This is a genomic window from Pseudomonas silensiensis (assembly GCF_050434865.1).
GTDB lineage: Bacteria > Pseudomonadota > Gammaproteobacteria > Pseudomonadales > Pseudomonadaceae > Aquipseudomonas > Aquipseudomonas fluorescens_W.
In genome coordinates, this window is the sequence record NZ_JBNDJH010000009.1 from 194791 (window position 1) to 216662 (window position 21872).

Annotated in this window: 20 protein-coding genes and 2 tRNA genes; 3 read left to right on the forward strand and 19 right to left on the reverse strand. The window is 56.7% G+C overall.

The window, feature by feature from the left end; all coding sequences use genetic code 11:
* Nucleotides 1-58 precede the first annotated feature (58 nt).
* Nucleotides 59-664 (forward strand): hypothetical protein, encoded by a 606-nt coding sequence (locus tag QF010_RS15465; RefSeq protein ID WP_429533453.1) that lies wholly within the window; start codon nucleotides 59-61, stop codon nucleotides 662-664.
* Nucleotides 665-793: 129 nt separating this feature from the next.
* Here the strand turns inward: QF010_RS15465 and QF010_RS15470 are convergent, their stop codons facing one another.
* The 11 genes from QF010_RS15470 to QF010_RS15520 all read right to left on the reverse strand — a co-directional run bounded on the left by QF010_RS15470 (nucleotide 794) and on the right by QF010_RS15520 (nucleotide 12255).
* On the reverse strand, nucleotides 794-2176 hold the full coding sequence (locus tag QF010_RS15470; protein ID WP_429533454.1) for an FRG domain-containing protein: 1383 nt from the start codon (nucleotides 2174-2176) through the stop codon (nucleotides 794-796).
* Nucleotides 2177-2659: 483 nt separating this feature from the next.
* On the reverse strand, nucleotides 2660-2935 hold the full coding sequence (locus QF010_RS15475) for a hypothetical protein (RefSeq protein ID WP_429533455.1): 276 nt from the start codon (nucleotides 2933-2935) through the stop codon (nucleotides 2660-2662).
* On the reverse strand, nucleotides 2932-3912 hold the full coding sequence (locus tag QF010_RS15480; RefSeq protein ID WP_429533456.1) for an integrase domain-containing protein: 981 nt from the start codon (nucleotides 3910-3912) through the stop codon (nucleotides 2932-2934). Before QF010_RS15480 ends, QF010_RS15475 begins: the two co-directional genes overlap by 4 nt.
* Nucleotides 3913-4814: 902 nt before the next feature.
* Nucleotides 4815-6143 carry a tyrosine-type recombinase/integrase gene (locus QF010_RS15485; protein WP_429533457.1) on the reverse strand — a complete coding sequence of 443 codons (1329 nt, stop codon included), beginning with the start codon at nucleotides 6141-6143 and terminating at the stop codon, nucleotides 4815-4817.
* Nucleotides 6144-6307: 164 nt separating this feature from the next.
* Nucleotides 6308-6383: transfer RNA gene (locus QF010_RS15490), tRNA-Thr, on the reverse strand.
* A 129-nt stretch (nucleotides 6384-6512) separates the two neighbouring features.
* Nucleotides 6513-7754: a nucleoside deaminase gene (locus tag QF010_RS15495; protein WP_429533458.1), complete on the reverse strand. Its 1242-nt coding sequence runs from the start codon at nucleotides 7752-7754 to the stop codon at nucleotides 6513-6515.
* 297 nt (nucleotides 7755-8051) lie between these two features.
* The gene (locus tag QF010_RS15500; RefSeq protein WP_429533459.1) at nucleotides 8052-9281 is read right to left on the reverse strand and encodes a methyltransferase; all 1230 of its coding nucleotides are present in this window, start codon (nucleotides 9279-9281) and stop codon (nucleotides 8052-8054) included.
* Nucleotides 9262-9951 carry an ABC transporter permease gene (locus QF010_RS15505; RefSeq protein ID WP_033058324.1) on the reverse strand — a complete coding sequence of 230 codons (690 nt, stop codon included), beginning with the start codon at nucleotides 9949-9951 and terminating at the stop codon, nucleotides 9262-9264. Before QF010_RS15505 ends, QF010_RS15500 begins: the two co-directional genes overlap by 20 nt.
* Complete coding sequence (locus QF010_RS15510; RefSeq protein WP_033058321.1) at nucleotides 9948-10643, reverse strand: ABC transporter permease; 696 nt, start codon at nucleotides 10641-10643, stop codon at nucleotides 9948-9950. Before QF010_RS15510 ends, QF010_RS15505 begins: the two co-directional genes overlap by 4 nt.
* A 78-nt stretch (nucleotides 10644-10721) precedes the next feature.
* Nucleotides 10722-11468, reverse strand: a complete 747-nt coding sequence (locus QF010_RS15515; RefSeq protein ID WP_429511358.1) for an ABC transporter substrate-binding protein — start codon at nucleotides 11466-11468, stop codon at nucleotides 10722-10724.
* 13 nt (nucleotides 11469-11481) lie between these two features.
* On the reverse strand, nucleotides 11482-12255 hold the full coding sequence (locus QF010_RS15520; RefSeq protein WP_315866636.1) for an ABC transporter ATP-binding protein: 774 nt from the start codon (nucleotides 12253-12255) through the stop codon (nucleotides 11482-11484).
* Between the two features lie 562 nt (nucleotides 12256-12817).
* Between QF010_RS15520 and gabP the strand changes: the two genes are divergently transcribed.
* Entirely contained in the window at nucleotides 12818-14209 is a 1392-nt protein-coding gene (gabP, locus tag QF010_RS15525) for a GABA permease (RefSeq protein WP_056745505.1), read from the forward strand.
* A 72-nt stretch (nucleotides 14210-14281) separates the two neighbouring features.
* Here the strand turns inward: gabP and QF010_RS15530 are convergent, their stop codons facing one another.
* From QF010_RS15530 to QF010_RS15545, 4 genes are all read right to left on the reverse strand, one after another.
* A complete protein-coding gene (locus tag QF010_RS15530) occupies nucleotides 14282-14734 on the reverse strand; it encodes a hypothetical protein (protein WP_046045548.1) in 453 nt (150 codons plus the stop codon).
* Between the two features lie 6 nt (nucleotides 14735-14740).
* Nucleotides 14741-15157 (reverse strand): hypothetical protein, encoded by a 417-nt coding sequence (locus QF010_RS15535; protein WP_033058308.1) that lies wholly within the window; start codon nucleotides 15155-15157, stop codon nucleotides 14741-14743.
* Nucleotides 15158-15194: 37 nt separating this feature from the next.
* Nucleotides 15195-16169 (reverse strand): alpha/beta hydrolase family protein, encoded by a 975-nt coding sequence (locus QF010_RS15540; protein ID WP_033058306.1) that lies wholly within the window; start codon nucleotides 16167-16169, stop codon nucleotides 15195-15197.
* 69 nt (nucleotides 16170-16238) lie between these two features.
* A complete protein-coding gene (locus QF010_RS15545; protein WP_429533460.1) occupies nucleotides 16239-17297 on the reverse strand; it encodes a PDDEXK nuclease domain-containing protein in 1059 nt (352 codons plus the stop codon).
* Nucleotides 17298-17558: 261 nt separating this feature from the next.
* Between QF010_RS15545 and QF010_RS15550 the strand changes: the two genes are divergently transcribed.
* Nucleotides 17559-18008, forward strand: a complete 450-nt coding sequence (locus QF010_RS15550) for a hypothetical protein (RefSeq protein WP_033058304.1) — start codon at nucleotides 17559-17561, stop codon at nucleotides 18006-18008.
* A gap of 80 nt (nucleotides 18009-18088) precedes the next feature.
* On the opposite strand, the gene QF010_RS15555 is transcribed toward QF010_RS15550, so the two are convergent.
* The 4 genes from QF010_RS15555 to QF010_RS15570 form a co-directional block, all read right to left on the reverse strand.
* A tRNA-Phe gene (locus tag QF010_RS15555) sits at nucleotides 18089-18164 on the reverse strand.
* 103 nt (nucleotides 18165-18267) lie between these two features.
* Nucleotides 18268-18540, reverse strand: coding sequence for an oxidative damage protection protein (locus QF010_RS15560; protein ID WP_008149405.1), 273 nt, complete (start codon nucleotides 18538-18540; stop codon nucleotides 18268-18270).
* Nucleotides 18537-19604 carry an A/G-specific adenine glycosylase gene (gene mutY, locus QF010_RS15565; RefSeq protein WP_033058302.1) on the reverse strand — a complete coding sequence of 356 codons (1068 nt, stop codon included), beginning with the start codon at nucleotides 19602-19604 and terminating at the stop codon, nucleotides 18537-18539. Before mutY ends, QF010_RS15560 begins: the two co-directional genes overlap by 4 nt.
* Nucleotides 19601-21826, reverse strand: a complete 2226-nt coding sequence (locus QF010_RS15570; protein WP_429533461.1) for an AsmA family protein — start codon at nucleotides 21824-21826, stop codon at nucleotides 19601-19603. The genes mutY and QF010_RS15570 overlap by 4 nt, the downstream gene beginning before the upstream one ends.
* Between the last annotated feature and the right edge of the window lie 46 nt (nucleotides 21827-21872).

A 21872-nucleotide genomic window follows, 5' to 3' on the forward strand; every position in this document is an offset into this window, starting at 1 on the left:
AGTTATTTCTGGAACGCCGGAATCGATCCAATCACAAGCTAGCACGGAGAGCTGTAAGATGATTCAAAAAATAATCACTCAGGGCCATTTTGATGGTTTTTGTTTAATTTATTCAATTTTCAATGCGTATAAGTCACTTAGAAAACCAGATGTTAAAGCTAATGACTTCGTTTGGGGCCATAGCAAGCAGTGGGCGAAAGTTATCAGCGTTACGCCATCGCTACAGAATTTTGCGTCTGGTAAGGGTAGCGATTTTGGTGTTTCAAAAAACGTTACTGACGAAAAGCTGAAACGTTCATTTCTTAAGACATGCCTAGATGTCATAACCGAGGACACACGTGTCGATGCTATGGTAGCTTCTATAGACATCAAATCATTAAACACAGTGGATTTTTCTCACTCGGTAGTGGTTCTTTGTGTGAAAGAAACCTCTGTATTTGAATTAGGCGGAATGGGCGACCATTGGGTAGTCATCGTAGGGCGGGACGAAAGTCAGGGTCGTTACCTTGTTGCGTGTTCAAATACTCTTCATCAGTATGGGTTCCACGAGCGGGTCGATACGCAAAACGGTCGGGTCTATAACACTACTATTGAAATTAAAGGTATTAAGAAAAGTACGGTTTATCCTGAAAGCATCAGCGAAGTAACCATTGTCGCACGCTGATAAACTAACCATTATGAATTATCTCTTATCTCGTAGGCGCTGCGACCACCCAGTGCAGAGTTAGTCGCGGCTAGTATGAGCTTTACGAAGAGTGATAATTTTCGCATTTTGTCAATGACGTCTTAATTGCTAATCAACCTCATGATTAGCTACAGATTGAATTGGCTTGTTAAATACATACTTGTTGGCAACATATTTTGCAGAGTTTTCGATATAGGGAAAAACCGTGCTTTCATTGATGTTTAACAAATCCAATTCTTTTAGTATTTTACTCTTGTTAGTGATCGATATTCTCTCAACCTTAATATCTGTCGTTCCGAGCTCATCAAGAACAGCATCTAACCCAAATAATAAAAAAGCTCCTGATTGAGACGAAATTCTATCGTTACTCTTTTTACTTTTTACGCAAACTACTCGTCTGAGATCACTTTTTATAATCTTTGGTTCGAAAAAAGATTTTTCCTCTCGGATAAAATGGGTCAATCTTCGCACTGGCTCTTGCTGGTTGAATGCTGCTATTTCTTCATCCCTTTGAGCCTTTGTCTTTTTCTCCTCTGTAACTTTAATTTCACTAGGCTCATCAAAGAAATCTATCCGTTGTTTTTCGTTCTTCGGTAGCCTGGCTAAATTAGCAATGCAACTAGCGACATCAGAGTCAAAATATTTAATAGATTCTCTTTGCAATGAAAATGTAATTATTTCACCTTCTGTGTCAGAGTTGGCTTTACATGCAAAATATAAGGCTATTAAAGGATTGGACGTAATATCCAAAAGTCTAGTGGGCAGGGAGTAGTGCTGCATCCTGACCAAGCGATCGAGTGTATAGTTGTCAGAGGAGAAGTCAGCGGAATTTGAAACTATTAACTCTCTATATAGCAGGTGCTCGTTATCCAAGTATAAATAGTTTCCATCTTTGTCTTTGCGGAAAAGTGAAGGCTCTAATTTGTATCGAGTTTTATCTGAGTGGCCACGATAAAAAACCTCTAAATCGTTCTCTTTTTCAACAGATAATATTTTTCCCACGAACTCTTGCAGTGTTGAAATTTGGAGCTCATTCTCGTGGTTTAATGGTAGATTCTCTTGCTCAATCGTGATCTCTTGATTTGTAAGGTTTATTAGGGAGGCTGCAGACAATCGCTCTAGTAGATTTTCATCTTTTATTGCCCAGTGTGTTCTATTCATCTCCCAGTCACGGATGTCTAATAGGGTGGCAATTGGTTTTATGGATGAAAATGGTATGGGTGGTATATTAGCATCGAGAGCAAACTCAATTAATAGTTTTCTTCCTCTCTCTTTTATGGAGGTTATTTGACCTATTCGAACATCTAGTTCATGACCTTCATATGCAAAAAGACATGGATATTTAGTTATTGTTGCTAAGTGCTCGGGGGGCAAGCTGTTAAAGGAGGATGCGATCTTCTCATTTGTGTATTCTAAAAATCGGCTCCGATCGTATTCATAGAAGCCGTTCTCCCAAGCGCCTTCCATTGAAGTTACCAATAAGTTGTACATTTCTAAATCCTTATAAAATTTTAACTCTAAATCAGCGTCGAATGTTGTGCACACTCTCTGTGCTGGAGTGATGAGTGACACTTAATGAAAAAGGCTAACACTTATTGGAATTGCGGTACTTGCGAGAGAGTCGTTAATAGCAATTTGTTATACGCCATGACTGCAATCCCTTTGAGCGTCGGATTCGACAGATACCGAGGGTAGCGCGAAGCACAGAAGAAACACAATCGGGATAGGTAGTCGTATCCCAGCTGCTTGGGGTAGAAGTAAAAAACCGCTTTTGGCCGATTCTTTTGAAAAAGTCGCCTATGGTTCTGGCGGCCAAAAAATGTCCCTCTGAGATTGAAATCCGGACGTGGAGCAGGCGGCTAACCGGATCAGATTGCGTAGCAACGTGCAAAATGGAAGTTTCTCAAACTCGGCGCGGATTGAGTTTTCCCACTCGGACTTTTTCAAAAAAGTCGGCCGATTGCTGTCATTCGCCTAACGTTTGAACTGCCAGGATTTCCCTAAGCGAAGAGTGAGCAAATGCATGGTCAGCAGATAGTAATAGCGCGTCGATTCAGCGTGCGGGTTCACGTGGTGGTTTAGAAACCATGCGAGATGCTTTTGCTGCCATGCCCATGGATTATCTTTGTGCCAGCGATCAGAGATCGCTGCTTGAATGGCCTTCGCTTGGCGGAGGTGACGCTGGCGCGTGGAGTGCGACCCGGTCAAAACGCCCCCCAGGAACAGCTCCATATCGAATGGCTTGCTCATGCTTGACCCCCAATGTAAGCCGATACCACGTCCATACGGCCGTGTCCGAGTTCATAGCTGATTTGCGCTCGGGCCTCTTGATCGAGGCGTCGGTCGAGTTGGTAGCTACGGCCACCGTTGATGGGGGCGGGATGGTGGGTGATTTGCTCATAGCGTTCGCACGCATAGGCTGCCCGCAATTCGTGGAAGCCTTTGAGGTTGTGCTTATGGAGGATGTCCCGTGCGGGGCGGACGATTCCCTGCAAGAAATCGAGGTAGCGTTCGTTCGGTGCAAGTAGGTTGCGGCTATCGTCGGGCGAGACCTTTTCGGCAAACCTCAGTGCGTCACGAATATGATCATCTACCGTAATCCAACGAGGTGCTGACGCGCCTGAACGGCCACCTTTGGTGCCGTCCTGGATGTTGATCTTCCCGTATTGTTCAGACTCGCACTTCAGGCGCGGAAGGTCGGCCAAAATCGCCTCGCGCAAGCGCATGCCGATGGCTCGCGCTAACTGAGCGATGGCCGCGGCGCGCGCCTGCTGGTGTTCGCAAAGTACCTCTACGATACGCTTCACGTGTTCGGGGTCTTGGCCTTGTGGCAGCGAGCGACGAACACTGGTGCGCCGCATTCCCAGCGCCTTGCTCGGGCTCGGCACTTTCACATACTGATCACCGCGAAGCGCCGCCATGGTTCGGTTCACGCTGGACAATCGGTTTTGCGCGGTGGCGATGCCAATAGCGCCTTGTACAACCTGATGACGCAGATGTCCGGCATAGTTCAGTAGCGTCTGCCGATTAATCTGCCGCGCATCGTTAAGCCCCGGCCCATTTTCCGAGCGACACCACCTTACAAATGCCTGCCATCGATCACTGTGCGCTTTGACCGTGCCGTAATGCCCGCCGCCAAACAGGTCCCGCAATGCCTGCGGCCCGGCATAGCTCAGTTGCCGACCGTAGCCAAAATTGCGTCCATCTCGCCTGCCCACCAGTGCCATGATCAAACTCCTCCCGAAGCCAAACCTTTGAAACTTTCCCCACGTCATCCCGCCAAGAATGTTTAGTGTTATCAGGGATCAAGGCCCCTGCGACCTGTGAGGGTTGTCCACTAACGCGGGACTGGCGGCTCCTTACGTCCGAGAGCTTGGGCATCTCATGATCTGACCTCCTGAACACTTCCGAAGAAGTGGGCGGGTGGAGGCTGCACTGGCTGACGAGACCAATGCCGCGAGATCCTGAGTCGGGGGAAGGCAGTGAGGCGATGACCGGGGCATACCTGACTGTCAGTCAGGTGCGGTCCATTCCGTGGGCTGCGGCACCATCATCTGCATCGCTGTTGTTGGTGACGTCGGTGTTTGTCACGCCGATTGTCACGAGGGGAAATGCCGCAATGCCTTGTACGAGTTGGGCTGCAGCAGCGGTAGGAGCGCCCGTCTCTTTCCGGGAGAAAGAGACGGGCGCAGGTTGGCGCAGTGAAATGGCCAAGCGGATAGGTTGCTGCAGGGCAGCTGGGTAGGGTGTGTATTTGCCGCAATGGCAATGATCTGAAGTTGGCATCCATCACTCGGTGAGTGACCGTGCGAGCCGCCGGACGCTAATCGCACTTTGGGTGAACCACCACGGTGTGGCGTAGCCTTAAAGGTTCTGGCTACCTGGGTTGCTGTCAACGACAGCGCGTGCCCGATCTTTTCTACGCCTGTGGATAATTTGGGTCAAGGCTCGGATTTTCGGGAATTCTGCGGCTGTGGATGAAATTATCCACCGGTGGAAATCCGTGGTTTTCCACAGACAGTTTGCGTGGGCTTTAGATTTTTTAAGTGAGGTCCATCCAAGCAGGGCTGCTTTGCAGCCCCGCTTGGATGGACCCGCGTGGAAGGGCGGACTGCGGTGATCTCATTGCTTACCCACGTTTGGATGCGCCGCGTTTATTTTGTAGGGCGGTAATGTTGTCGCCGACCGGGTGAGCGAATTCGTGAGGCGTTACATGCCCGCTGCGGTTGGCATCAATGTAGTTGCTCCACCACGCCATGATCAGCCGGCGCTGTTCGAGGAATTCGGCCTTGTGGATATACGCGGCACGCACGCGGTTGCGTTCCTTGTGGCTCATTTGCCGTTCGATGGCTGCGTCGGTCCATAACCCGGACTCTAGTAGGGCGCTACAGGCCATGGTCCTGAAGCCGTGGCCGCACACTTCCTTGCTGGTGTCATAGCCGACGTTGCGGAGCATGGTGTTCACCGTGTTCTCGGACATGGGCTTCCAGTACTTGTGGTCGCCCGGTAGCACCAACTCTGAAAAGCGGCTGAGGCTGCGCAGGCGCTCCAGTATTTCGATAACCTGCGGCGATAGCGGCACCATTTGAATGTCGCCGTTCATCTTGGTCCCGCGCGTGGAGTTGCGTACCCCTTCAATCGGTGCGCGTGTATCGGGGATTTCCCACATGGCGCGTTGGAGGTCGAACTCACTCCATCGAGCGAAGCGCAGTTCGCTGGAGCGGACGAATACATGCAACGTCAGCAGGACGGCGAGGCGGGTCAGTTCACGGCCGTTGTAGTTGTCGATACGGTTTAGCAGTTCGGGTAGTCGGTTGAGGGAGAGGGCCGGGCGATGGATTGTGCGCGGCGCGTGAATCGAGCCTGCCAGATCCAGTGCGGGATTCATGGTGATCTGCCGAGCCCTTTTGGCCCCGCGCATGATGGTGGATAAGTAGTTCTGTACCCTTAACGCCACATCCATGGTGCCGCGTTCCTTGATGCGCTGGGTGATCTCTAGCAGGTCATGGGTATCGAGTTCAGCGATGGGTCGTTGGCCGATCAGCGGGAAGACGTGGGTACGCAGTCGGCTCATCACGGTTTTAGCGTGTCCTTCGGTCCAGCGACGGGACATGTCGGCGTGCCACTCCAGAGCAACGGTCTCGAAAAGCAGTGCCGCTCGCTGGGCTACGATCTTGGCCTTCTTCTTTTCTTCCATTGGGTCGAGGTTGTCGAGCAGCAACGCCTTGGCTTCGTCTCGCTTACGTCGTGCGACGGAAAGGGTAACGATGGGGTAATTGCCGATGATGAGCGTACCTTCCTTGCCGCTGGGCTTGGTGTACTTCAAGCGCCAGGTCTTCACGCCATTGGGTTTGACGAAAAGGTACATGCCGCCACCGTCGAACAGTTTGTAGGCGCGTTCGCGGGTTTTTGCCGTGCGGCATTGCAGGTCGCTGAGGGGGATCGCTAGACGTGGCATAGGGGTACGCGCTCCTGACCGGGAAATCGCAGTACCCCTAACATACCCTCCGGGAAGGGGGATTTTGTTGGATCCCGACGGAGGGTCCTGGAACGAAAAAACCCGCCAAATGGCGGGTTTTCGGGGCTTCCAGAGCATTCGGTGGAATGCAATGGAGCCTAATGTGGTGCCGGCACCAGGAGTCGAACCCGGGACCTACTGATTACAAGTCAGTTGCTCTACCAACTGAGCTATACCGGCGTGTTGGGCGACGATTATAGCGATTGGGTTGGTTCTGTAAACCCCTGAATTCAGACTATTTTTGCGCAAGCGTCAGGCCGGCCCCGCGGACGCTTCTGCGGGGCTGGCCTGAGCGATTGCTTTAAAGCATTACACGCCGTTTTTAACTGCGTTGATCAGGTCCTGACTCAACACCTGCGCGGGCGCCACTTGCACGCTTTGCGTGTAGAACGGCGGCAGGTTTTGGGCCAGTGTCGACAACGCTTGGGCGGTGGTGTTGCCCGGCAGCAGCACGTATTGAAGGTTGGACGGATAGCTCTGGGGCACGGGGCCTTCCATGGTCGAACCGTACGCGCCGAAAGTCATCACGGCCTGCGGGGTGGTGGGGTCGGGGGCGTAGAGGAAGACGAAGGTGCCGTACTTCGGATGTGTCAGGTATTGCTCGGCTTGGGCGCGGACCGCCGGGTCGGGGTCGTTCATCAGGGTCCAGCGCATGACCGCGTAGTTGCGGGTGGTTTCCATGAACGCTGTACGAATCGGCGACTGGTTCTCGACGCCTCCCAGGCACACCAGCAGGTTGCCGAACGGATCGATGAGGGCCACCGAGTTGAACACCGGGCTGTGCTGTGCGGTTTGTAACAGTGGTGGGGCGAGTTCTGCGCCGGGGTCGCGTGGGTTGGCCGATTGCACGGTCAGCGCAAACGGGCTGAGCGCAGTCAGTGCCTGGCGGACTTTGCTGTTGGCCGGGAGGTTTGCAGGGTTTTGCAGTTGATCCGGCGGCAGACCGCTGTTGTTGCTGGCCTCGCGCACGGTGTTGACGCTGGCGGAGAAGATCGAGCTGGTGAGGAAGTAAGCCGCCGAGTCGATGGTCTGGCCGCCGAACACCGGGCTGGTCGACCCCTGATAGGCCCGGCTGACCGGCGCAGCAATCGCGTAATAACCCCAGGTGTTCTGCGCCTGTTGGCGGATCTGCGGTGGCAGCGACGGAAAGGTGAACTGACTGTTGTAGTTGATGCCTGCATAGTCATCGATCGCACTGACGGCGACGTTAAATCCTGCCGTCAGCAGCGAACCGGCGCACATGGCGCAGGGGTCCAGGGTGGTGACGACGGTCAACTGATTGGGCGGTGGCAAGTTCAATGGCGCGACGTTTTCGTAGTACCAGTCCACCAATTGCCGCTCGCCGTGGGCGGTCGGATCATGCGGTAGAAAGTACGTGGTGCCACTGCCGGGGAAAGGCATCAGCACATTGTTGTGCAGCGCAGCGATGACCTCGCCCGTTGCGTTGTTGATGATGGCGCCACCCACCGCGAATGTTTGCTGCAGCGCAGCATCAATGGCCTGGTTGGCGACGGTATCGACGGCTTCCTGTGCACTGTTCAATGTGCTCATGTTTTCCCAGCTCCTTGCTGTTTGAACGCCAGGCAATTCTGGCGTTTGGCAAAGATAGTCGAGGTTTCGCAGGTCGTTTATGTTGTTTTCGCTGAACGCTTATGCACAACGGGATCTCTACCGCACCTGCTTAGAGGCAAATTTGTGGAGCCGTTCTCATTTGATCGCAAATGCCTGTTTTTCCGATTTTTTTACAGGTGTACGAAAATTGAACAGTTGTGTTTCAGTCCCGAAACAGCCGTATATATTGGATCCACGATAATTTCATCCCCAGAGTTATCCACAGGCTGAGGTGCTTTAAGGGCGCTCAGCCAGGATCAGGAAATTACGCGGTGTCAGTGGGGTTTCGCAGAAGGTGCCGAGGCGAACCGCAAACCCTTGCTCGAATAGGAAAAGGGCTCGATCGAGTACCAGCCACAGCTCCAGCGGGCGTCGGAAAAGTCCGCGCAGTAGCTCGAGATTGCGCACTTCGGCCAATCGCTGCCAACCAGCGGCTTCAAGTGCTGGCCAATCCTGCGGGCTGATTGTGGATAACTCTTTAAGCGCGGCCAAATGATGGCAGTAATCAGCGAAGGATTTATCCAGCCAGGCACTGGGGAGGGAAGGGGTGGGCAGGTATTCGTCAATGCCGCGCAGTTGCCGCTGCAGCAGGTCGAAGGCCAGGCGTCGGGCCATGGAGGTGTCACGCTGACGTCGGACGCGAGCGCCAGCGGTGACGGTTTCGCTCATCGGTAGCGAAAGATCATCGAGGGACAGCTGTAGGTCGGAGCGCCTGGCCGACGAGGAAAGCGACTGATACACGCTCAGACTGATCCGGTTATAGCAGCAAGGCGCGATGGCCAGTTGTTTGCAGCCAGACGCACTGGCGAGCTGGATCAGTCGCACATGCAGATCACCGCAGGCATGCAGCGCTACCGGCGTGTGGTCAGCCTTCAGGAAAAAGGCAGTATCCGCAGCGAGTACATCTTGCTCGACATGCAGTGCGTGCAATTGATGACGCTGGCTGAGTGCCTGACCGCTGGCGACCAGCGCCGGGTCGTATTCCAGGCAGGTCAGTTGTTGCCCGGTTTGCAGCAGACGTCGTCCCAAGTGTCCTTTGCCCGAGCACCAGTCCAGCCAATGGCTCGGCGCATCAGCAAACTGCAAGCGACTGGCGAAGGCTTCGATCTGTTGCCACTTGCGCCCCGGCACATCGACATTCAGTCGATGACCGGCCGTTTCAAGCGTATGCGCTGGCAACTCATCCACCGCGCTCAACTCAAGGGACATGGCCGCTAATGAGGCAAACGGCTCCGGCGCATCCAAAAGAGCTGGGTTGTTATGAGCGTGTTCCGCGTCCTCCAGCGATCGCCCGCGTAGCCAGGTCGCCAACTCGGGGTAGGACGCTTCCCAAGGAAGCTGCAGATGAGTAAACGGCCGAGGCTTCCACAGCGTCTGGTGCTTTGTCAGAAAAGCATCCAGCGCTGTGAAACGGGCGAGTAAGGCCTCGCCCGTCAGCACGCAGGAATCAACGTCCCTGGCAGGCATCGACGCGCAGCCAGCGCTCCAGCAGCTTGAAGCCGCGAACCAGCACGTAAGCCATTAGCAGATAGAACATGCCCGCCGCGAAGAAGATCTCCACCGGCAGGTAGGTCCGGGCAATGATGGTGCGGGCCATGCCGGTCAGTTCCAGCAGGGTCACGGTGCTGGCCAGGGCGCTGGCCTTGAGCATCAGGATGACTTCGTTGCTGTAGGCCGGCAGACCGATGCGGGCGGCACGGGGCAGGATGATGTAGACCAGCGCTTTGGCCCGGGACATGCCCAGGGCGCGCGCCGCTTCGATCTCGCCCGGAGGAATCGCCTGGATCGCGCCGCGCAGGATCTCGGCGATGTAGGCCGCGGTGTGCAACGTCATGGTCGCTGTGGCGCACCAGAACGGATCGCGCAGGTACGGCCACATCGAGCTGTTACGGATCGCATCGAACTGCGCCAGGCCGTAGTAGACCAGGAACAGCTGAACCAGCAGCGGTGTGCCACGGAAAAAGAAGATATAGCCGTAGGGAAATGCCCGCACCCACCACAGGCGCGACGAACGCGCGATGCCCAGCGGAATCGCCAGCAGCAAACCGGCGATCACGGCGATGGCCACCAGTTCCAGGGTCAGCGTTGCACCTTGGGCCAGTTTCGGCAGCCATTTGATGATGACTTCCCAGTTCATTGGGTGCTCCTCGCGAAGCCGCGAGCGGCGCGTTTTTCCATCAAGTGCATGCCGCTCATGGCGAGAACGGTCAGGCCCAGGTACATGAACGCGGCCACCATATAAAAGGTGAACGGCTGCTTGGATACGGTTACGCCGATTTGCGCGTGACGCATGATTTCTTCCAGGCCGATGACTGATACCAGCGCGGTGTCTTTCATCAGGATCATGAACAAGTTACCCAGGCCGGGCAGGGCTATGCGCCACATCTGCGGCATGATCAGTTTGGTGAAGATACGGAATTTCGACAGGCCCAACGCCACACCCGCTTCGCGGTGTCCTTTGGGAATCGCCAGAATCGCGCCGCGAAATACTTCAGTGGCGTAGGCACCGAAGCACAACCCCAGCGCAATCACGCCGGCGGCGAACGCATTGAGTTCGAGGTCGGGGTTGCCGAAGAACTCGCCCAGGGCACGCATCAAGTTGACCGTGCCGAAGTAGATCAACAGTACCCAGAGCAATTCCGGGATGCCGCGAACCAGTGTCGAATAAGTGCCGCCAAGCCATTGCAGCGGCTTGTACGGGGAAGTCTTGGCCAAGGCGCCGAGCAGACCGAGCACCAGGCCCAGGCACAAGGCCGAGAGTGCCAGTTTCACAGTCATCAGCGCGCCAGCGGCGAGCGCCGGGCCGAATCCGTAGAGATCGATAGTCATGGATTTCTTTTCAAATCGCGGCAGGCAATGCCAGGGACTGGCGCCGTCAGATAACGGCGCCGGCCCGGCAGGTCAGAATCAATAGATGCTGAACGGGAAGTACTTGTCGTTGATCTTTTTGTAGGTGCCATCAGCGACGATTTCTTTCAGCGCGGTGTTCAGCTTCACACGAATCTCATCGCCTTTACGTACAGCGATACCGATCTTGTCGCTTTCTTCCACCGGGTCGCCTTTGAACTCATAGGAACGGCCAGCGTCGCTTTTCAGCCACTCATAGTTGACGTACTTGTCCGCCAGGATGCCGTCCAGACGACCGGAGGTCAGGTCCAGGTAAGCGTTTTCCTGGGTGTCGTAGAGTTTGACTTCAACGCCTTCCATGTTGTCTTCCAGCCAGGTGCCAGCGAGGGTCGCACGTTGTGCACCGATCACTTTGCCTTGCAGGGAGTCCTTGTCGGTTTTGAAGTCGACGTTTTTCGGCGCGATGAATTGCAGCTTGTTGGAGTAGTACGGGTCGGTGAAGTCCACCGCTTGCTTGCGCTCGTCGGTGATCGACATCGAGGAGATCAGGAAATCGAATTTCTTGGCGTTCAGGGCCGGAATGATGCCGTCCCAGTCAGACGTGACCACGGTGCATTCGACTTTCATCTTGGCGCACAGGGCGTCGCCGATTTCTTTGTCGAAGCCGACGACATTGCCACTGGCATCTTTGTTGTTGAACGGCGGGTAGGCCGCTTCGATGCCCATCTTCAAGGTCTCGGCGGCAGCACCGGCGCTGAAGGCCAGGGTGACGGCAGCAGCCAGGAAGATTTTTTTGTAGTTCTGCATGCGGGTAGCTCCGTTAGCGGTTGCTGGACATGAATTGTTTGCAGCGCGCCGAAAGCGGGTTTTCGAACACCTGCTGTGGCGATCCTTGCTCTTCTACCAGGCCCTGGTGGAGGAACACCACCTCGCTGGACACCTGACGGGCGAAACCCATTTCATGGGTGACCAGCAGCATGGTGCGGCCTTCTTCGGCCAATGCGCGGATGACATTAAGTACTTCCTGGACCATTTCCGGGTCAAGGGCGGAGGTGGGTTCGTCGAACAGGATCACCTTGGGCTGCATGGCCAGCGTGCGAGCAATGGCCGCGCGTTGTTGTTGACCGCCGGACAGTTGCGCCGGGTAGGCGTGGCGCTTGTCAGCAATACCGACCTTGGCCAGCAAGGCTTCGGCGACGTCGATGGCTTCCGCTTTGCTCTGACCGAGCACGCGGCGCGGGGCTTCGATGATGTTGTCGAGCACGCTCATGTGCGGCCACAGATTAAAGTTTTGAAATACAAAACCAATCTCGCTGCGCAGGCGATTGATCTGCTTGCCGTCGGCTGCGACCAGTTCGCCGTTCTTGGCGGCTTTGAGCTTGAGTTCTTCGCCGGCCACCAGGATCTGGCCCTGATGCGGGTTTTCCAACAGGTTGATGCAACGAAGGAAGGTGGACTTGCCGGAACCGGAAGAACCCAGGATCGAGATCACGTCGCCGTCGCGGGCGGTCAGCGAGATGCCTTTGAGCACCTCAAGCTGTCCGTAGCGTTTGTGCAAGTTGCGGATTTCAAGCGCGGGCGTGGCCTCAGCCATGTGCGTTCCTCATAAGTATTTCGCTCCTGCTGTTGGCGGCCTTCCTGGCGAGGCGGCCAAGCTAGCATAGCGTCTGAATGGCAGCCAACAGCGCTACGGGCGGTAAACGGGTGGCCTGTGGCAGGTTGTCGCATCGATACAGCAGACTGTCGCGCTGCTATCAACCGAACGGGCGTTTGAACCCTGCCTGTTGATAAAAAGGGCGGGGCGGTCCCAAAAAAGGGCGCGATGTTGCCAGCTTTGGCGGGGGGTTGGAAGCGCTAACCGGCCAAACGTTCCTGAGCCGCACTTTTATTGTGCGTCTGACTATTTTCGGGTGTGTTTCTGGTGCGCTGTTTTGTTCTCAAAGTGGGTCGCAGGGTAACGCTCTGGCGAATTGCCATTAATCTCAATGACTTGCGATGACTGTCCGGTCCGGCGGAGAGCCCCATGCTTGGGCGTTCTGTAACATTTTGGCGCAATTATTGCGTGCAGAATACGGAACGCCCCGTTGGTTTCTTTTTACGAGAAGGAACACCACGCCGGGTGGACGTAATCGCTTTTCCTTACAAAGGTAGTTTCAATGAGCAGTACCCCAAGCTCCAATGGCCTCGAACAGGGGCTCAAACCGCGTCATGTGACCATGTTGTCGATCGCCGGGGTTATCGGTGCCGGCCTGTTCGTCGGCTCTGGCCACGCTATCGCCGCTGCAGGCCCGGCCGTGCTGTTGGCCTACGCTGCCGCCGGTATGCTGGTGGTGCTGGTGATGCGCATGCTCGGCGAAATGGCCGTGGCTTCGCCGGACACCGGCTCCTTTTCGACGTATGCCGATCGCGCGATCGGTCACTGGGCCGGTTTCACCATCGGCTGGCTCTACTGGTGGTTCTGGGTGTTGGTGATTCCGCTGGAAGCCAACGCCGCCGCGACCATCCTGCACGCCTGGTTCCCGAATGTGGCGATCTGGGCCTTCACCTTGATCATCACCTTGCTGCTGACGGTGACGAACCTGTTCAGCGTGAAGAACTACGGTGAATTCGAATTCTGGTTCGCTCTGGTCAAAGTCGTGGCGATCATCGGTTTCATTGGCCTCGGCATTCTGGCGATCTTCGGCTTCCTGCCGAACAGTCAGGTCAGCGGCGTTTCGCACTTGTTCGACACCCAGGGCTTCCTGCCAAACGGCATGGGCGCAGTGTTGGGCGCGATCCTGACCACCATGTTTTCCTTCATGGGCACCGAGATCGTGACCATCGCGGCCGCGGAATCGAAGAACCCTGGCCAGCAAATCTCCAAGGCCACCAACTCGGTGATCTGGCGGATTGGCTTGTTCTACCTCGTATCGATCTTCATCGTTGTGGCCTTGGTGCCTTGGAACGACCCGATCCTCGCCAGCGTTGGTTCTTACCAGACTGTGCTTGAACGCATGGGCATCCCGAATGCCAAGCTGATCGTCGACATCGTTGTATTGGTTGCTGTGACCAGCTGCCTGAACTCGGCGCTCTACACTGCATCGCGCATGATGTTCTCCCTGGGCAAACGCGGTGATGCACCGGCCGTTTCCCAGCGCACCAACAAGAGCGGCACGCCGTACTGGGCCGTCATGTTGTCCACCGGTGCTGCGTTCATCGCGGTTTTCGCCAACTACGTGGCCCCGGCCGCCGTGTTCGAATTCCTGCTGGCCAGCTCCGGCGCTATCGCGCTGCTGGTGTACCTGGTGATCGCGATTTCGCAACTGCGTATGCGCAAGCAGCGCATGGCGCGTGGCGAGAAAATCGCTTTCAGCATGTGGCTGTTCCCGGCCCTGACCTATGCGGTGATCATATTCATCGTTGCGGCCCTGACCATCATGCTGTTCCAGGAAGCGCATCGCGTGGAGATCCTCGCGACCGGCCTGCTGAGTTTGCTGGTGGTGGCTGCCGGTTTGTTTGTGGCTCGTCGTCGCAAGCTGCAGAAGATGGGTGCGGTGGTGCTGAACTGATTCGCACCGTATAACGCAAAACGGCCGCTGTCAGTGATGACAAGCGGCCGTTTTTGTTTCTGAGGCGAGTGTTTACTCAGCCTTTTCTTCCTGTGCGTCCAGCGACTCGCGATAGCTGTCGAGCGCCGTGCCGAAGTCGGTGATGAACTGCGGATCCGTCAGCCAGGCCTGGGCGGTGTCGCGGTCCATGCCGTCGGCCCACATGCGGTAATCGATCAGCATATCGGCGGCCAGGTGAGTGGCGGCCATGGCTTCGTTGTCGGCGTTTTCCATGTCCAGCAGTTCTGGATGGTCGCTGATGATGCCGGCGAGGTTCGACAGCAGGGTCAGCAGCATATCGTTACGGCTGGTGGCTTCTGCGTCGCGCATTTTGCTGAACATCGCCAGGGTGTATTCCGGGATCGGCTCGCCGATTTCGCCCAGGTCATCGTCCAGCGCGGCGGGTTTTCGGCCGTGGATGTTGATTTGCTTGGCTTTGATCTTGGCGCGTTTGGCGCGTTTCTGTTGCTTGTTCAGGGATGCCATGGGGACTCAGTTTGCTTTCGGTTGTGTTTGGGTCGCGATGGCGTCGGACGCCGCCACGTAGTCAGCCTGGAAGGCTGGGGATTCGATCCACGCCAGGGCGGCCGCTTCGTCCACTTCGGCGGACCACTGGCGATACTCGATCAGTGCCGCAAGGATGAAGTCCGTCGCTGTTTCTTCACCTTCCTGCTCCAGCACCAGCGCGAGCAGCGGGTGTTCAAGAAACGCTGCGCACATCGCTTGTTGGCTGATCTTTTGCGCGTCGATCATTTCTTTGAACAGTTCAGTCAGGTCTACCGATTCGAAGTCGATGCGATCGTCGTTCGGGTCCAGCTCGACCGGCGCGGCAGCCCGTTGGGTGCGGTTCTGCTTGGCCTTGGCTTTGGCGCGTGTGGCGCGTTTGTTCTGCTTGTTGGCGGATGCCATGGGCGTCGTTCCGTATTCCGTTGAGTGGGCGCATCAGTCAGTTACGTGGCACTAGCCGCCCGGGTGTGTCGGGGGCCAGTTTGCCGGTCTGCAACCAGGACAATGCAATGGGCCATAGTGTGGCTTGGTATGGGCTACGAAAAAAGGCGAAATGTCCGACTTCTTGTTCGCCGATGTCTTCGGGGGCGATTCGCAAGTGGGCGTTCGTGCTGTTGGTGAAGTAACCCAGCAGCCGTTCGATGGCCGGAATTGTGCCGTAAGGATCGTCGCTGATGCTGATGGCCAGGTTTTGTGCGGTGACGGATGAGAAGGGCAGTCGCCCGGTTTTTGCGTGAAGGACGCGACCGCTGGGGCGTTTCTCGTAGTGCGCGGTGGGCATGCTCCAGTCGCGAACCACACCGGCGGGGGTGTCCTCTAGCCAGCCGAGACGTTTGCCGGGGAAGTAGCCGCAAAGCAATGTCATCAACGGCATCAGCAGATGCCACTTGCCGAACATCCGCCAGCGATGGGCGGGCGCGTAATCGCGCCAGTAAGCGAATTGCGCACCGACGGTCACCAGACGTCGAATCATATGCCCGGAAGCTCCCAGGCCCGCTGCACAGCCTCCAAAGCTGTGGCCGACAACATCGATGGGTTGTCCGGGAAATTCACGCTGAGCGCGCTTGAGCATCGCCTCAAAGTCCAGCGCGCCCCAATCTGACCATGAAGCCCGAAGCCCTTTCAGCGACGCGGGTCGCGATTCGCCGATGCCACGGTAGTCGTAAGTGATCACGTCGAAGCCATTGGCGTACAGGTAATCGGCGAAGCGCGAGTAGTGGCGACAGCGGACTGAGGTGGCGGCGTTGATGATCACCACAGGACGGGTCGAGTCTTGATGCGCATGCCGCCAGGTGAAGCCGCCAAGGATGAAACCGTCGGCGGCGGGTTCCTTGAAAGAATCACCAGGTGTGCCGGTGGGTAACGGCAATTCAAGTTGCGTCGGGGCCAGTGAGGGCATGTTCTGCAAATTCATCGGCTTTCAACCTTTGCGGTTAGCCAGTCACCATAGTCTTCGCGCCGTTTATGAACAATCCACCCGTGCCTATCGGGGCCTTTGCTTGAGTAACCGCTCCTCAAGCACCGCCCACTCCCGATCCAGTTCTGTGCGAAGTTCCTCCTCGCTCGGCAGTACCAGTCTGTATGTGCTGGCGAACAGTTGTTCGTTGCCTTGCAGTACTGAATAGCGCACCACTGATTCATCTTTTTGCGCGCAGAGAATGAGGCCGACGGTGGGGCCATCCTCCGGTCCGCGCTTGAGGTCGTCGTACATGCGCACGTACATGTCCATCTGGCCGACATCCTGGTGGGTCAGTACGCCGCGCTTGAGGTCGAAGATGACGAAGCACTTGAGCAGGTAGTTGTAGAACACCAAATCGATGTAAAAGTCTTTGCTCTCGGTACTGATGCGTTGCTGGCAAGCGATGAAGGCGAAGCCTTTGCCCAGTTCGAGCAGGAAGCCCTGGAGTTGATTGATCAATGCTTGTTCAAGTTCACTTTCCTGGATCAAGCCCGCATTGGGCAAGCCGAGAAACTCCAGTAGCACTGGGTCCCGGATGAAATCCCGGGGGCTGGCGTTCATTTGCTGGATGTTGGTGGCGGCTTCCTGTTTGACGGCAGTCCGGTCGCGGCTCGCCAGCAAGCGTTCGTAATAGAGGGTATTGATCTGGCGCTCGAGGGCGCGACTTGACCAGTTCTGTAGGGCTGATTCGTTCATGTACCAGTGGCGAGCGTGGTCGTTTTCAACGCGCAGTAACCTGCGGTAGTGCGTCCAGCTCAATTCGTGACGCAGTGCGTCACGAATTGGAAATGCTTGATAGAACAGGCGCATGTAGCGAAGGTTGGAGATGTCAAAGCCTTTGCCAAACTCAGTTGTCAGACTCGTCGCCAGCGTCGCCAGCAACTGCTTCCCATATCCCGCCCGCCGAGCGCCTTCCTGCTCGAACTCCACAATATGCCGTCCGATCTGCCAGCAGGTTTGCACCTGAACAGTATCGACCGCTCGTAATACCTTCTGACGCGCTTCGCGGATCAATTCGCCAAGATTGCCCAGTAGCGAGGCGAGTTGTGGGTCTTGAGTGTTATCGGGTTTGAGTGCGCTCATGAAGTCTTCCGCGGTTGGATGAACAGGCAGAAGAGGATTGCAGGGGGAGGTTGGTCAGCGATGCCGGGCGCGGCTGGTAAGCCGGAAGGAAAATCCAACTGGTTTTGCAGGATCACGCCGACGGCAATCCGCGCTTGAGGAATACAACGTGTAGTCCTATTCGCAGTGAATCCAAGTACTAATCAATCTAAAACTTGAGCATTCAGCGAGAAATCTAAAAGGAGTAACGGTAGGGCTCTGTTGAGCCCGGGAGTCGCCATCATGAAGTACGTCCATTCACTCATGTTGCCCATCGCCGCAGTCGGCGTGTTGATGTTTCCAGCCATTTCACCGGCCGCCAGCCTGGAGCCCATCGACAGCTCAGGTGTGCAAGTCCAGAGGCAAGAGCAAAACGGGATCGCTTACTTGTCCGGCGGTGTTGGCGAGGATGAGTCAAAGGCCATCCAGCAAACCACTGGGTACAACCTGCACATGACCTTCTCCACCGGGCCTGCGAGCGAATACATTCCCGACGTGGATGTAATCATTCAGAAAGCCCAAGGGCAGCCCGTGCTGACGCTGAGTGAGGCTGGTCCGCTGGTCTACGTTCAGCTGCCTCCCGGCAAGTACACCGTTGTCGCCACGCATAGAGGTGAAGTGCGGCGTGATATGGCGGAGGTAGGCAGCGGCGCCGCTCGTAACCTGGTCTTCCACTGGGGGACTGAGAACTAGCGACGACTGCGAAAAACGTCATCAATCAAATCGCAGGCATAAAAAAACCCTGAATCTTGCGATTCAGGGTTTTCGGTATTTGGTGCCCAGAGACGGAATCGAACCGCCGACACGGGGATTTTCAATCCCCTGCTCTACCGACTGAGCTATCTGGGCAACGGGGCGCATTAAACTGGTTTTTCAGGGGGTCGTCAAGAAAGTTTTCAAAAAAATTTTAATTATTACCGTCGCTTACGTTCCGACCCTCGAAAAAGCGGGATTATTCAGCCGGCGGAACGTAGCCGTCAGCCTTGGCGTATTCCTCGCCGGAAAAGAACTTGTCCATCTCGCCCTGAAGATATTTGCGGTCTTCGGCGTTCATCATGTTCAGGCGTTTTTCGTTGATCAGCAGAGTCTGGTGCTTTTGCCAGTCTGCCCAGGCTTTGGCCGAGACATGGTCAAAAATGTCCTGACCTTTTGCGCCTGGAAATGGAGCGCGCTCCAGGGCGGGCAATTCTTCTTTGTACTTGCGGCACATGATGGTGCGGGTCATGACGACTCTCCTGCGTTCAATACGGCGGCCGCGCGCTCGAGCAAGGTTTTGACCGGGGCGGCAAGGCCCAGGCGCGGCGGGGTGGCGAGGTTATACCAGAGCCAGTCGGCCTCGGCCACGTGATGGCCGGCCTCCTGGACCTGAACCAGCCAGGGTTCGATGGACAACTGAAAATGACTGAAGGTGTGTACCAGGCTCGGCAGCGCCTGTTGGCTGCCAAGCTCCAGCGAATGCTGCGAAGCCAGATGTTGCAGGTCGTCGAGGTCATCGAGTTCCGGCAGGCTCCATAAACCGCCCCACAAGCCCGTGGAAGGGCGACGGTAAAGCAGAATCGCGCCGTCACCGTTGGCGAGCATCGGCATCAGCGTGCGCTTCTGTGGCACGGCTTTGCGCGGTTTTGGGATCGGGTAGCGTGTCTCCAGGCCGAGCATGTGCGCTTCGCAGCCCTTTTCGAGCGGGCAGAGCAGGCAGCTCGGCTTGCTACGGGTGCAAAGCGTCGCGCCCAGATCCATCATCGCCTGGGTGTAGGCGTTGACCCGATCATGCGGCGTAAAGCGCTCAGCGTTCGCCCAGAGCTGTTTGGCGACCTTTGGCTCGCCCGGATAACCCTCTTGCGCGGTAAAGCGCGCCAGCACCCGTTTGACGTTGCCGTCGAGGATCGGCGCCCGCAGGCCCATGCTCAGGCTGGCGATGGCGCCGGCTGTGGACAGGCCGATGCCCGGCAGTTCAACCAGCTTTTCCACATCGCGGGGAAACTCGCCACCGTACTGCTCGACAACAATCTTCGCGGTCTTCTGCAAATTGCGCGCACGGGTGTAGTAACCCAGGCCGGTCCACAGGTGCAGGACTTCGTCTTCCGGCGCGGCGGCCAGGGCTTCGACCGTCGGCAACGAGGCCATGAAGCGGTCGAAGTAGTTCAGCACCGTGCTGACCTGGGTCTGCTGCAACATGATTTCCGAGACCCACACCCGATACGGGGTGATGCCCTGTTGCCAGGGCAAGTCGTGGCGGCCGTGGCGGTCGTACCAGTCCAGTACCGCCGATGAAAACTGCTCGGCTCTCATCGTTTGAACAGCCCCTTCAAAGCGTTTTTCAGTTCAGGGCTGACCTTGTCGCCAAGCTTCTCGTCGATTTTTTCGCCGATCCGTTCGCCGGCCAGTTTGCTCGCGACCTGGCCCATGCGTTCGTTATCGAGGCGGCAAGCCTTGGCGCCCAGTTCCAGCGGGCCACGGCAGCGCAGTGGCCACTCGATGCCGACGTACTTTTCGCCGACCTGGCAGGCCGGGTCCGGCATGTCGCTCTTGTCGCCTTCGACGATAACGCCCACGCGGTAGTCCATGCCCAGCACCCGAAGATCGACATCGCCGTCGCCGTTGACGGTCATGCCCGGGATGCGCACTTTCATGTCCGGGTTGCTGGCCACGCCGTTACGGAAGGTCAGGTTGCCCTTGAGCTCCTGGAACGGTGTGTCCTTGCCCCGTGGCTCGCCGCTGAGGGATTTACGGTTCAGGGTGGCGATGCCTTTGCACAGCTGTTGTTCGAGGTTGGCATTGAGCAGCACGCCGTTGTTGATGACGAAACTGGCGTTGCCGTTGAGGGTTTCGATCAGCGCTTTCTGGCTGTTGCCGCTACTGGTCAGGTTGCTGTTGACCGTCACCAGGCCTTTGACCGGTGGATTTTTACCTTGGCTCTCGAGGATTTTTTCCACCGGTACTTTGATGATGCTCGTCTGCATGCTCAGCGCTGGCACCTCCTGGCGCACGTCGAGCGTACCTTTGGCGTCGAAGTTGCCGTCGTACAGGTCGCCGCGAAGGCTTTCGAGTGTCAGCAGACCGCCCTGGCCTGTGGCTTTGAGCGCAGCGTTCTGGATCGGCAATTTATCGAGGGTCAGTTGGCCGAAGGTCAGGTCAGCGTCCACGTCGAGTTTGCTCAGGCGTTCCACCGGCAGCAGGCGCTCGTTGCTCCACGCGTCTTTGGTCGGTGCTTGCGGCAGCGGCGTGCTGCCCGGACCGGCCAGGGCATCGGCTTCGGTGCTGGCCACTTCCGCCTTACGCACCTGCGTCGCGCTGTTGGCTTCGGCAGATTTTGGCGGCAGGTAACGGTCGACGTTGAAGGTGTCGGCCTTGAGGGTCGCCCGCAGCGATTGTTTGGCGAAGTCCTCGACGGCGATGCGGCCACTGAAGGTGCTGTCATCGACTTTCAGGTTGATGTTGTCGAGCACCACGCTGGTCGGCGTGCCAGCCAGGCGGCTGACCAACTCGACTTTGCTCAGGCTGCCTTCCGCCATTGCCGGAAGCTTCTGGCCGATGCTGTCGACGAATTTCGCCAGATCGAACTGGGCGATCGACAGGCCGCCGCTGATTTGCGGGGTTTTGTCGAGGTCGTTGACCTTCAGTTCACCCAATGCGCGCAGTTGGTTGGCGGAGATCTTGATGCCAGTCCATTCGGCGACGTTCGCCGCTTTATCGAGCAGCAATTGGCCTTGGGCGGCGAAGGTCATGGTTTTGCCTTGCAGCGGATCGCCAGCGACTTCGCCCGAGAGCTTCATGTCTTCGAGTTTGTAGCGCTGCAGTGCGCGCTCGAAACGCAGCTCGCCGTTGAGCTCGGTACGGACACGCAAGACCGGCTGGTTGGTGCCCAGGAACGCGGTGAGTTTGACCGGGATGTTCGTGGAGTCATGCACCGGGCCGGTACTCAGCTGGATGCTTTCGGCGCTGAATTGCTTGCCGGTTTTCTCGTCGCTGTATTCAACGCGGGCGTTGTTGACGGTCAGGCTGTCGATGTCCAGGCGAATCGGCTGGGCCGGTTTTTCCGCTTGGGCGGTGGTCTCGGTCGCTGGTTCGCCAGTGGTCGCGGGCGGCGTAGTCGGGGTGGCCGGCGCCGGTACCTTGCCGATGTCTTGCCAGTTGCCGTGGCCGTCCTTGTCGCGAGTCAGGCGCAGGTTCAGGCCTTCGACGCGCACATCGCTCATCTGCACTTCACGGCGCAGCAGCGGCAACACACGGACCGACAGGCCGAGCATCTGCAAATCAGCGAACGGCTCGGTGGGCTTGGCCAGGGTCGCGACGGTGGCTTCGTGCAATTCCAGGCCCAGCCACGGGAACAGGCTCCAGCCGATATCGCCATTGAGCGTCAGCTCGATGTGGGCCTTGTCGCGGGCTATCTGGCGAATCTCGTCTTTATAGTCGTTGGGATCAAAGAGGTGGGTCAGGGCAAAGCCCAGCGCCACAATGATCAGCAACAGCCCGAGAAGTACCAGACCCAGGATTTTGCCGAACGCTTTCATGGGCGAGTCCTTGTAGTTAGTCGAATTCGAAATTTAGCCGGGGAGT